The 12,071-nt window shown below is 47.9% G+C and carries 11 protein-coding genes and 1 tRNA gene; 6 read left to right on the top strand and 6 right to left on the bottom strand.

Features of this window, described 5'->3' with window-relative positions; genetic code table 11:
• Nucleotides 1–77 precede the first annotated feature (77 nt).
• From HK11_RS07120 to HK11_RS07110, 3 genes are all read right to left on the bottom strand, one after another.
• Complete coding sequence (locus tag HK11_RS07120) at nt 78–944, bottom strand: polyprenyl synthetase family protein (protein WP_369822930.1); 867 nt, start codon at nt 942–944, stop codon at nt 78–80.
• Between the two features lie 73 nt (nt 945–1,017).
• Entirely contained in the window at nt 1,018–1,248 is a 231-nt protein-coding gene (locus HK11_RS07115) for an exodeoxyribonuclease VII small subunit (protein ID WP_086554661.1), read from the bottom strand.
• A 124-nt stretch (nt 1,249–1,372) separates the two neighbouring features.
• Nucleotides 1,373–1,597, bottom strand: coding sequence for a sulfurtransferase TusA family protein (locus HK11_RS07110; RefSeq protein ID WP_086554660.1), 225 nt, complete (start codon nt 1,595–1,597; stop codon nt 1,373–1,375).
• 115 nt (nt 1,598–1,712) lie between these two features.
• On the opposite strand from HK11_RS07110, the gene HK11_RS07105 reads away from it, so the two are divergent.
• On the top strand, nt 1,713–2,606 hold the full coding sequence (locus HK11_RS07105; RefSeq protein ID WP_086554659.1) for an ROK family protein: 894 nt from the start codon (nt 1,713–1,715) through the stop codon (nt 2,604–2,606).
• A 95-nt stretch (nt 2,607–2,701) separates the two neighbouring features.
• Here the strand turns inward: HK11_RS07105 and HK11_RS07100 are convergent, their stop codons facing one another.
• Nucleotides 2,702–4,093 carry an NAD-dependent succinate-semialdehyde dehydrogenase gene (locus HK11_RS07100; RefSeq protein ID WP_086554664.1) on the bottom strand — a complete coding sequence of 464 codons (1,392 nt, stop codon included), beginning with the start codon at nt 4,091–4,093 and terminating at the stop codon, nt 2,702–2,704.
• A 581-nt stretch (nt 4,094–4,674) separates the two neighbouring features.
• Here HK11_RS07100 and HK11_RS07095 point away from each other — a divergent pair.
• Both HK11_RS07095 and HK11_RS07090 read left to right on the top strand, forming a co-directional pair.
• Nucleotides 4,675–5,427 (top strand): glycosyltransferase family 25 protein, encoded by a 753-nt coding sequence (locus tag HK11_RS07095; protein WP_086554658.1) that lies wholly within the window; start codon nt 4,675–4,677, stop codon nt 5,425–5,427.
• A 165-nt stretch (nt 5,428–5,592) separates the two neighbouring features.
• Nucleotides 5,593–6,549 (top strand): alpha/beta hydrolase, encoded by a 957-nt coding sequence (locus HK11_RS07090; RefSeq protein ID WP_198943236.1) that lies wholly within the window; start codon nt 5,593–5,595, stop codon nt 6,547–6,549.
• A gap of 60 nt (nt 6,550–6,609) precedes the next feature.
• Here the strand turns inward: HK11_RS07090 and HK11_RS07085 are convergent, their stop codons facing one another.
• A complete protein-coding gene (locus tag HK11_RS07085) occupies nt 6,610–7,773 on the bottom strand; it encodes an autotransporter strand-loop-strand O-heptosyltransferase (protein ID WP_086554657.1) in 1,164 nt (387 codons plus the stop codon).
• Between the two features lie 97 nt (nt 7,774–7,870).
• Nucleotides 7,871–7,944 (bottom strand) — tRNA-Gln (locus HK11_RS07080).
• A 153-nt stretch (nt 7,945–8,097) separates the two neighbouring features.
• On the opposite strand from HK11_RS07080, the gene HK11_RS07075 reads away from it, so the two are divergent.
• The 3 genes from HK11_RS07075 (at nt 8,098) to pckA (ending at nt 11,891) form a co-directional block, all read left to right on the top strand.
• Nucleotides 8,098–9,225 (top strand): Ppx/GppA phosphatase family protein, encoded by a 1,128-nt coding sequence (locus tag HK11_RS07075; protein ID WP_086554656.1) that lies wholly within the window; start codon nt 8,098–8,100, stop codon nt 9,223–9,225.
• On the top strand, nt 9,222–10,013 hold the full coding sequence (locus HK11_RS07070; RefSeq protein ID WP_086554655.1) for an RlmE family RNA methyltransferase: 792 nt from the start codon (nt 9,222–9,224) through the stop codon (nt 10,011–10,013). Before HK11_RS07075 ends, HK11_RS07070 begins: the two co-directional genes overlap by 4 nt.
• A gap of 249 nt (nt 10,014–10,262) precedes the next feature.
• A complete protein-coding gene (gene pckA / locus HK11_RS07065; RefSeq protein WP_086554654.1) occupies nt 10,263–11,891 on the top strand; it encodes a phosphoenolpyruvate carboxykinase (ATP) in 1,629 nt (542 codons plus the stop codon).
• The last annotated feature ends 180 nt before the right edge of the window (nt 11,892–12,071 follow it).

Raw genomic sequence — 12,071 nt, 5'->3', positions numbered from 1 at the left:
ATCCTGCGGGTATGTCACGCGGTCCAGAACAGGAAAACGGCCGTGCGTCGGCACAGTGGTGGGTTCGTTTGACATGATTAGTTCCTGCGCTGAATGACGTAATAAGCCAGTGCTTTAAGATTGCTGGCTTTTTCTCCGAAAGGAGCGAGCTCACTGACGGCCAGTTCAACCAGTCTTTCAGCTTCAGCCTGTGCTCCTTTAATACCCAGAAGAGAGACAAAGGTAGATTTACCTGAGGCTTCGTCTTTCCCGGCTGTTTTACCAAGCTCTTCTGCGGTTGCTGTCGCGTCAAGCACATCATCAGCAATCTGAAATGCAGCGCCAATATGTGTGCCATAAGAGCGCAGACGGGCCTGCTCGTCGGGTGTGGCCTGTCCGAGAATGGCACCAGCCTCAGCTGAATAGCGGATAAGGCATCCGGTTTTAAGAGCATGCAGACGACGTACGTCATCCAGCGGAAAAGACTGGCCTTCACCTTCCATATCAATCATCTGCCCGCCGACCATACCGGCTGCTCCCGAGGCATCAGCAAAGGCAAGAATCAGTGCAATACGGACTGAGGCATCAGCATGAGTGTCTGCTTCGGCCAGAATTTCAAAAGATTTTGTCTGAAGCGCATCTCCGGCCAGGATCGCTGTGGCTTCATCAAACTTACGGTGCGTAGAAGGCTGACCACGGCGCAGATCATCATCATCCATAGCGGGAAGATCATCATGCACGAGTGAATAGGCATGCAGCATTTCTACTGAAGCACCAACACGGGCAGACTGTGCGGAAGGTACGCCAAACAGACTGGCAACCTCCACCGCCAGATAACCACGCAGGCGTTTTCCGCCACCCAGAGTGGCATAGCGCATCGCTTCAATAAGCTTGTTTTCTTTGCCAGATGTCAGTGGCAGAAGTGCATCAATAGTGCTTTCTACCAGCCCGGCATGAGCAGACATGCTTGCGCGCAGAGCCGCAGCGTCAGAAAAGCGGGGAGCCCCGGCGGGGATGGTCGGTTCAGTCATCTGTATCTCAGTTCACAGGTTTCATATCCAGAGAGCCGTCGGCTTTCTGGGTGATAGCCTGAACGCGGGTTTCAGCTTCATGCAGCTTTTTTTCACAATGCTGACGTAATGCTGCCCCACGTTCGTAGGATGTTATGGCCTCTTCCAGTTTCATCTGGCCGTTTTCAAGGCTGCTTACAATTTTTTCAAGCTCAGACAACGCAGCTTCAAAAGATAAAGACGTAATATCATCCGGCATTGTGTCCAGGCCCTTTTTCTATCCTTTAAGAAGGAGGGATTACTCTCAAAGGCAGGGTCCTGCCAAGTGTTATCGTTCAATACGGGGTGGATAAAGTTGTTGTGACGAGGGCAGGAAATATTTTTTAGCGATGCTGAATGAGAAAAGAGAAAGAGTTATCCTCTTCAGAAAAGGAAATCAGAGTGTGTCCGGTCTCACGACAAAACACTTCAAAATCAGCAATGCTTTTTGGATCTGTCGCAATAATACGCAGCTGATCTCCGTGGGTCATTGTCCGTAAAGTGCGGTTTGCCTTCAGAACAGGCATGGGACAACTTAGTCCGCTAACATCAAGAAAATACTCTTTCATGGTAATGAGCCTTGTCTGAATAGGTCAAAGTATGTGATGGCATAGTTTTACACGTTATCTTATGCCACCTGTTGGTCCCTAACTTTTGTGCAATATTTCTGTTTAAGGTTGTCAGATGTCAGATTATCGTCTCGGAATCGATCTTGGTGGTACCAAGATAGAAATTGCGGCTCTTGATCCGACCGGAGAGATTGTTATTCGTCGGAGAGAAGCCAACCCGGGAACTTACGACGCTCTTCTGCACAAAATAGCAGAAATGGTTCAGCAGACGCTGGCTGAGACTGCCCCTGTCGCAACGGTGGGTATTGGTATTCCGGGCTCGATCGATGCGCAGTCGCGCTGCGTTAAAAATGCCAATGCTGTGTGGCTGAATGGCAAACCATTTGGTGATGACCTCGAGCGTATATTAGGTGCGGCTGTGCGGGTAGAAAATGATGCCAACTGCTTTGCTCTTTCAGAGGCGATTGATGGAGCGGCTGCCGGCCATAAGGTTGTATTTGGCACGATACTTGGTTCGGGCGTTGGTGGTGGCATTGTTGTTAATAACGAACCTCTGACAGGCCCGCATCATGTTGCCGGAGAGTGGGGGCATATTCCTCTTCCCTGGGTCAGGCAGGAGGAATTTCCTCTGCCTAAATGCTTCTGCGGTAACGAGGGCTGCATTGAGCGCTTCCTGTGCGGTTCTGCTCTGGCTGAGTTGTGGAAAGGGCCGGGTAACCGCTCAACACATGGTATTGAGGAGGCCGCTCAGGCAGGTGATCAGACGGCGGTTAAGGCGCTTGATATTTATATTGAGCGGCTGGGACGTGCCTTTGCCCTGCTGGTTAACCTGCTGGACCCCGATGTGATTGTTCTGGGAGGCGGTGTTTCTAATCTCAGCAGTATTTACAGTCGTGTGCCTGATATGATGCGTCGTTATGTTGTTACGCCTGAGTGTAAAACTGAAATTGTCAAAAACAGGCATGGTGACAGCTCAGGTGTCAGGGGTGCTGCGTGGCTATGGGGTTGATGCCTTTGAGTGTTTCTTTAATATGAGCTAAAAAAAGCCTGCCTGAAAATTAATTCAGGCAGGCTTTTTTATTCAGCCATTACCGTTCGGTAAAATCAGAACGGTGCATCAATATCAACAACATCAATCAGCTTGTGGTTAACAAACTCTTTAATGCCCAGACCAATCAGCTCACGGCCATAACCAGAGTTAGCAACACCACCAAATGGCAGATCAGCTTTTACCATGGTTGGGTGGTTAATATAGACCATGCCTGTGTGGATCTGTTTAGCCACTTCAACACCGCGTGCTGTGTCTTTTGTAAAGACTGAACCGCCCAGACCATAAGGTGTGTCGTTAGCAATGCGAACGGCATCATCCTGATCTTTTGCACGATAAAGCTGTGTAACCGGGCCAAAAAACTCCCAGTGACGGGCTTCATTGTTTTCGTGCAGGTTGGTCATAAGCAGAGGCTGGAAGAAGGCGCCTTTTTCAGGCACGGGAGCCCCGATAACTTCAACAACAGCACCATGTGTTTTAGCTTTTTCAACCTGAGCTTTCAGGTCGTCAGCAGCTTTCTGAGAAGAAAGTGGTGCAAGAGTGGTTGACGGGTCCATCGGGTCGCCAGCTTTGAACTTTGCAACTTCAGCTTTGTAGATCTCAACAAAACGGTCGTAAACAGCGTCAACAACGATCAGACGTTTAGAAGAAACGCAAACCTGACCGGCATTCCAGTGACGACCAAAAGCTGCCCATTTTGCAGCTTTTTCGACATCAGCATCTTCAAGAACAACGAATGCGTCTGCGCCGCCCAGTTCCATAGTCGATTTTTTGAGCGCTTTACCAGCAACCGCAGCGACGATTGAGCCAGCCTGTTCTGAACCTGTCAGAGCAACACCGCAAACGCGTGGGTCATTAAGGATGGTCTCTGTGTGGTGACGTGCTGCATACAGGTTGCGGAAAGCACCTTTTGGCAGGCCGGCCTCGATCATCAGGTCATCAAAAATAGCAGCTGACTGAGGAACATTGGAGGCATGTTTCAGCAGAACGGTGTTACCGGCTGAAAGCTGAGGCGCAATGATACGTGCGATCTGATAGTAAGGGAAGTTCCAGGGTTCAATCGCAAAAACAATACCCTGAGGCTGATGCACCAGAATAGCATTACCCTCTTTAGGGTCTGCTACAGGCAGCTTTTCAGACTTGAGCAGGCTTTCTGCATTTTTGGCGTAATACTCAAAAATTTCAGCTGAAAGGATCGTTTCCAGCTTAGCTTCTTCGTAAAGCTTACCCATTTCAAGGGTCAGAAGCTTTGCGTATTTATCGATGTCGCGCCGCAGAATTTCTGCCGCTTTAGTCATGATTTTTGCACGCTCAGAAAAAGATACATGACGCCAGCTTTTAAAAGCTTCGTGTGCGTCGTGCAGTGCATTCTGTACATCCTGGTCGCTGGCTTCAGGAAATGTCTTGAGTGTTTCGCCAGTATAAGGATTGGTCGTTGCGTAAGCCATGATCACCATAAATCCATGTTAGAGCAGCATTAAAGATAGGAAGCGAAGGTGCAGCGGGCAAGAGTTCACCACTCTTTTGAGAATGATGAAGCAGTTGACAGACATCAAACAGATTGCTCCATCAGAGGAGGAGCATGTATCTTTCCGTTTATGATAAAAACTGTCTGATTTTTGCACCGTTTTGTTACTGCTGGACCGCCATTGTAATCATTTTACGAAAAATAGAAAGTTTTTTTTGCGAAAGTTGCGCATTTTCAGTTATTCTGCAGCGATAAGGAAAACATGACAGATTATGTTGTTTTCTGTCTGTAAGGTTCTGAAATCGCGTTATAGTTTTTCTTTGCTTGCGGGGCAGAGCCGTTTAGCTGCTAAAAATAACATATGCGTCAGATAAGCGGCGTGCTGTACAAGCGGAGAAAATTTATACCGCCAGAAAAAGCATATGCTGGTATAATAAGACTGCATTATTAAATAAATTTTATTTATTACAAAATATCATCTTGATAAACAACAAAAAATTATTTGAGATCAAAAAAGATGTTAAGAATTACAAGACGTATGCTGATAGAGCAGAGATAAATATGAAAAATTTTGTTATTAATGTTAAGGAAAACAGAAAAAGACTTGAGACATTCATTTCTTCAAACAGAAATGATCAAAACCCTATTGAAGTTTTTGAAGCTGTTACGCCCTCTAAAATAGAACAAAACAGCAGTTATTATGCGGGTGTTCTTAATGAGGGGTGTGAATATGCTCCCATACCTCTTTCTATCGCTTTATCTCATTTGCATTTGTGGAATAAGTGCATAGAGCTCGATGAAAATGTGACGATCATGGAAGATGACCTGGTCCTTAATCATAATTTTTTCGATCTGAGGGATAAACACATAAACACTCTGAAAAATTTTGATCTGCTGGTTCTTGGCTTTAATACCGACTGGCCTGTCGAGATTGATTTCGGGGGAGGCATTCCAAAAACCAGCCTTATTTTTTCTGACGATGTATCAGACAGGAATTTAACCGATGAACAGTTTTGTTTTCCTCGTCTGAACGCCTTTGCCGGGGCGTGTTGTTATGTTCTGACCCCGCAGGGGGCCCGGAAGCTCCGTGAAGCAGTTTTCCCGCTGACAAAGGACACATATTTATTAAGGAACGCAAATAGTTTCTGGGAACGTGATTTTCATTATGTTGCCTGGAATAATTTGGGTATCGATATCGCGATGACACTGGCGCTATCAAAGCTGGAAGCCAGGATATGCCTCCCGCCAATTTCATATCCGAAGAATGACTGGAGTGATTCAAGCATGCAGCGTTATCAGCACGCGGCATGCTGATAACGGCATATTATACATACTGTTTTTAACATGACAGACTGACGTGCATTTGCCAGGCTTATAATCTGCGACTTCAGAGAGTGGTCAGCGCACGAATTACGGGTGGGGTCGGCACGTTAATTCGGCCTGATGGCAATCTGTCATGAAATATGGGTGTATAAAAAGATGCGTGTTAGTAAAGATATGATCTCCCCTGACTTACGTAAGGGATATTATGCCGGCAGGCTCATCGCGCATTTGTATCATCATCAGTGGTTTGCACGCTTTGCCCTGAATATGGCCCGTAAATTTATGGCCGGCAAAAATACCGACGGGCTGGTATGTGAGCAGCGTTATATTAAAATACCAGGTTCTGCCTCGCCGCTGCGTATACGCATTTATAAGCCAGAGCATGTTTCTGGTCCTTTGCCTGCAATGTTGTACCTTCATGGTGGCGGGTACATGACTAATATCCCGGAAATGTTTGCCGCATCCTTCAGTGCATTTATTGCGGCACACCCCTGCATTATCGTGGCTCCCGATTACCGTAAGTCTGTCGAGGCGCCTTTTCCTGCTGCATTTGATGATTGTTATAATACGTTATTATGGATGAAAGAGAATGCCGCCGCGCTGGGTGCCGTTGATGAGCAGTTTATTGTTGCAGGGGATAGTGCCGGAGGAGGTTTAACCGCCTCTGTTGTTCTGAAGGCAACTGATACAAATGACGTCAAAATTGCTTTTCAGATCCCTCTGTACCCTATGATAGATGACAGGCAAAACACCTCCTCCTGCCTCGATAGTAATGCACCTGTATGGGATGCAATAAATAACCGGCTGGGCTGGAAGTTGTATCTTAAAGGAGCGGCTTCTCCCACTTCGCCTTATGCTGCGCCATCACGTGCGGATGATTACAGCAGGCTGCCGCCCACGATTACGTTTGTTGGTAGCATTGAAGCATTCAGAGATGAAACTGTCAGTTATGTCGAGCGGCTTCGGGAGCACAATATCCCTGTAGCATTCAGGGAGTTTGAAGGCGCTTTTCATGCGTTTGATTATTTTTTCCCTAAGACTGAGATCGCGAAACAGGCGACCTCTTTTTTACTTCAGAGCTATAAAGAGTATGTCACGAGGTATTTCAGCTAACTGCCAGTCTCAGCACCTGAGGAGTAAGTATAATGCTCAGGTGCTGACGCCACCACGGTGTTAAACCTGCGTCTTTTGCTGCTCGATGAGGGAGCCGATGGCGGAAATGACATGGTCTGGTGTAATGCCTTTTGAGCATTCAAACTCTTTTGGTGTGTCTTTAAAGCGAGGACACCAGAAGTAATCTGTAACATCGAGCCGGCATCGGATATCGTTTGAGCAGCTGTTACAGACATTATGATTGATAATGCGCCAGGGCGTATAAAATTCATTTTTTTCAGCTGTAAAGCCACTGATCATAACGACCGGTATGCCAGATGCCCATGCAAGCCACGAAAGCCCGCTGGAAAGGCCGATAAAAAAAGCGGCATTTTGTAAAAGTTCTGCGCGCTGACTCAGGGGCAGGGGGCCAGTCATATCTTCTGCGCCGTGTGGGATAGTATGTACAGCGCGTCCATGATGGCTGATGTCATCTTTATCAATGCAGATGACACGATAATTCTGCTGTTTCAGAAAATGAATGACGCTTTTCCAGCCGTAAGGATTGTTCCAGAATTTGCAGTGGCTGGAGCCCTGTGTGGCGATGCAGACATAAGGCTGATCAGGAGGCGGGCTCTTGTGTGTCAGAGCCAGTCGTGTTGGCCGCTCAACTGGCGGCAGACCAAGAATATATGCTGCGGAAACAACGAGACCAGCTTCCCGATAATCAACCCGGGAGTGATCAAGCTCACTGTCATTATAAAATACGAGGACAACATAAGTTGCGTAGTAATTTATGTTGTCCTGCTGCCTGTCTGTAATAAAAATAATGTCGGGGTAGGTTGCCTGAAAAAGCTCCTGCAGATCTTTGCGCACCACACAGAACAGCTGACACTGATGTTTTTGTCTGAAAGCCTCCACGTGAGAAATCCATGCGATATGATCTCCCAGCCCGCCATTTTCCATTTGTATCTGAACGGGTTTTTGTCGCAGGTCGAGAACGTGCTCGAAAACCAGTTTTTTATCTTTCCATATTTTTATATAAAATTTTAAAAAATATTTCTTTTTACTGTGAATAACGCCACCATCCAGAGCGACCTGATAAATAACGCTTCTGGTCTCAAAATCGATAATTTCTACATCCCATTTGTGGCCTTCAGGCAGGAGGATCCTGGCGCCGACATTAAAATCAAATTTTATTCCGTAAGGACCTTCCTGTGTAAAGGAAGCGGGGGTCGTATCCATTTTTTTTCCTGAAAACTTTTTCAGATGCGTCAAAGACGCCGAAAGAAGTATCAGAAAAAGTTTTTTTGTCTATAAATATGTTTTTTTGGTAATTTTTTGGCTGGGAGACCTGGATTCGAACCAGGGCTGACCGGGTCAGAGCCGGTAGTTCTACCGCTAAACTATCTCCCAGCATAAAACAGAAAGAAGGAAGCTTTGTTGAAAAAGCTCTTTCCTGCTTGCTGAGAAGCGTTTAACCTGATCGGAAGGAAAGCGCAATAGGGGAAAAGCAGAAAAAAGCATTTTTTATCATTTTCTGTTTTCTGCTTCTTAAGGATCTGGCAGATGGCTTACTCCGCTCCCTGGGGGGCATACCGTAATAAACCCCCTTTGGTATCTTTTTCGTATCGGTCTGGTGGGCGGTTTTTTGCAGCACTTGATCTGGGTACGAACAATTGTCGTCTTATGGTGGCAGCCCCTCAGGTGGCAGGGGGCTTCCGTATTATGGACAGCTATAATCGTATGGTCAGGCTGGGAGAGGGGCTGCATCTGACAGGTCGCCTTACGGAGCAGGCTATGGCGAGAACGATTGACGCACTTAAAATATGTGCAAAACGTATTGAGAAATGGAATTTAAAAGCCTTACACGCTGTTGCGACAGAAGCCTGTCGCAGAGCGGAAAACGGACCTGCATTTATTGAGCGCATTAAGGCGGAGACTGGTTTTTCCGTTTCTGTCATCTCGGGGCGAGAGGAAGCACGACTTGCCGTTGAGGGGTGTGCAAGCCTGTTTCATCAAATGCCTTTTCGTTCAGCGCAGACCCGGGCGCTATTGTTTGATATTGGCGGAGGCTCTACCGAGGTTGCATGGGTTCGTATTGATTCACAGACGCGTTCCCACGAGCTGATTGGTTACATCAGTCTTCCTGTGGGGGTGATAACGCTGGCTGAGCAGTTCTGTGAGCGCGATGGTGATATAACCTCATGTTATGAAATGATGGTCGCGCATGTCAAAAAGGCATTACATGAGTTTGAATCTGTTCATCGTATTACATCAGAAATTCGCCGTGAGCAGGTTTGCCTGATCAGTGCCGGCGGTGCGGTAACAACGCTGGCCAGCCTGGTCCTTAATCTGCCGCGTTATGTACGTCACGCAGTTGATGGTATTCAGCTGCCCTCTGAGGCTGTGAGGCGAGCTGCAGGCACATTGCGGCAGCTGGGGCCTGAGCGCATAAAATCTCACCCGTGCATTGGTGCAGAGCGGGCTTCTGTTATTTTACCAGGATGTGCTATCTTCGAAGCAATTCATGACGTGTGGCCTGTTGCGAATGTAACGGTTGCTGATCGTGGGTTAAGAGAAGGTATGATGTTACGTATGATTCGCGCCGCAAAAGTCGGGCGAGGGAAATTTCAGAGCGGGGCGGAAAACGAAATGAAGGCGCTAGATTACTCTGCCAGAGCAGGGCTGGTATGAAAAACGGTAAAGGGCAGTCAGGCGGGGGTGATAAGACGCCACGTGTGCCGGGTCGTCGTAAAAAGGTGAATGCGACGGTTCGTGCCGGGGTGAGTGGTGGCGAGACGGATGCATTGCGTAGCCTGCGCACCAAGACTGTGTCCCTGCGCAGAACGCGGGGGCGCACAACCGGTCAGCAGCGCTGGCTTACCCGTCAGCTGAATGACCCGTATGTTCAGGCGGCTCATAAGCAGGGCTGGCGTTCGCGTGCAGCGTTTAAGCTGATTGAGCTTGATGACCGCTTTCAGCTGATTAAGCCTGGTATGCGCGTAGTAGATCTTGGTGCAGCGCCCGGAGGCTGGACGCAGGTTGCTTTAAAAAGAGGGGCTGCGTGCGTTGCCGGGGTTGACCTTTTGCCGGTTGAACCTGTGCCTGGTGCAGAAATTATAGAAGGTGATTTCACAGACCCGGCAATGGCTGACCGCTTAATTGAGCTGCTGGATGGTAAAGCCGACCTTGTATTGTCAGACATGGCTCCTAATACGACAGGACATACCGCGACCGATCACATTCGTATTATTGGCCTGGCAGAAGAAGCTCTGGATTTTTCATTTGATATTCTCGCAGAGGGCGGTGGTTTCGTTGCAAAAGTGTTCCAGGGCGGAGCTGAGCAGTCTCTTCTGACAACTCTTAAGCAGGCTTTTACGCAGGTAAGACACGCTAAACCGCCGGCAAGCCGGAAAGATTCCTGCGAGTTGTATGTTATTGCGACAGGCTTCCGGCCAGAAAGGCTGCCACCCCGGAGCTGATGATTGCCGGCGGAGGAGAATATAATAAAACATTCAAAATATAAATAGCAGCGAGGGGTGGTGGAATTTTTATATCATTCCCTGCTGCGTTCTGAGTGTTGTTCATCCTGTTTTTTTATGTTCTGCTCTCGCCGGATCTGTCGCGGGAGACGCCGGATTTCCAGGTCTCCATGCTTCTCTGGTAAAATCCTGGGCAGGTTTACGTGTAATTGCGGATATAAGTACTATAAAAAGGAAAGATAAAAACTTATGCAAGAGCAGTTAACCTCTGGTGATCTTGAGTGTGTAAGCGATCAGAAGCGCGCCGGGGTCTTGTCTCAGACCGGCGTGAACCCCCGGGCTGCGGTATATCCTAACCTTGCAGCTCCTGAGCTCGTCACTCTCGCTCTGAGGCGTCACGAAGGTACTCTGTCAGAAAATGGTGCTCTGGTTGTGCATACCGGTGTGCATACAGGTCGTTCTGCAAAAGATAAATTTGTTGTTGATGAGCCACAGGTGAGAGATCAGGTGTGGTGGACAGCAACAAATCAGAAAATGGCTCCGGAAAATTTCCGTCGTCTGAAGGATACCGTCACCGGGTATCTCGCAGGGCAGCCGCTTTTCACACAGGACCTCTATGCAGGTGCCGATGCCGGGCATCGTATTAAAATCCGGCTGGTCACAACCAATGCCTGGCATGCTCTCTTTGCGCGTAATATTTTTATCCGACCTGCCGCAGAAGACCTTGAGTCTTTTACGCCCGACTATGTCATACTTCATGCACCGGATCTTGAGCTGGACCCTGAAGAACTGTCTCTGCGTTCTGTTACAGCAGTCGCACTGTCTTTTGAGCAGAAACTTATTATCATTGCCGGCACTCAGTATGGCGGTGAAATTAAGAAATCTATTTTCACAGTTATGAACTGGTTGCTGCCGGTTAAGGGCGTGCTGCCTATGCACTGCTCTGCTAATATTGATAAAGACAACAAAAGCGCCTTTTTCTTTGGTCTTTCAGGCACAGGCAAAACAACTCTTTCATCCGATCGTAACCGTCCTCTTATTGGTGATGATGAGCACGGCTGGTCTGATGAAGGTGTCTTTAACTTTGAGGGCGGCTGCTATGCCAAGGTTATCCGTCTGAACAAAGAAGCTGAGCCGGATATCTGGAATGCCTCTCATCAGTTTGGTGTTGTGCTCGAAAATGTCGTGACCAGATCGGGAGGTAAGCTTGATCTGGATGACGCGTCACTGACGGAAAACACTCGCGCCTGTTATCCGGCTGATTTTATTCCCGGTGCGGTTAAAAGCGGCGTTGGCGGCCAGCCCGATAATGTACTGATGCTGACAGCAGATGCATTTGGTGTTTTGCCACCGGTTGCAAAGCTGACACCAGAGCAGGCGATGTATCATTTCCTTTCTGGTTATACAGCACGTATTGCCGGAACAGAAAAAGGTCTTGGTAACGAGCCACAGGCAACATTCTCAGCCTGTTTTGGTGCGCCATTTTTGCCGCGTCCACCTGCTGTATATGGCGAGCTCCTGCGCAGCCGCCTTTCAAAGGGTAATGTTTCTTGCTGGCTGGTTAATACTGGATGGGTTGGCGGCGCTTATGGTGAAGGTAAGCGTATGTCACTTGCGCATACGCGTGCCATTCTCTCTGCTGTTCTGAGTGGCGAACTTGATAGCGCTGAATTTGAGCGTGAGGAGTTCTTTGGTTTGTACATCCCAAAAGAAGTTAAGGGTGTTCCGGCTAATCTTCTCAACCCGTCACATGCATGGCCAGATCAGGCTGCTTATGCCGTGCAGGCAAAAAAACTTGCTGAGCTGTTTGTCTCTAATTCCGGCTCTTTCATTGAGAACGGCAGCCTGGCATTTCTGCGTGATGGTATAAAAGGCTGATTTTTCCTCAGGGGAGGGGAGAGTGACTTCCCCTGAGACGATGCTGTTTCTGCTCTGCTGGCAGTTTAGAAACAGGGCTTAATATGAACCGACTTTCTTAGATTTATATCTGTAATTTTTTTCATGATTTTTTTAATTTTTATGATTGACGTTACGGTTTTGTGTCTGTAGAAGGGGGTC

The organism is Acetobacter sp. DmW_043 (assembly GCF_002153485.1).
Lineage (GTDB): Bacteria > Pseudomonadota > Alphaproteobacteria > Acetobacterales > Acetobacteraceae > Acetobacter > Acetobacter thailandicus.
This window is presented reverse-complemented; position numbering and strand designations above follow the sequence as displayed.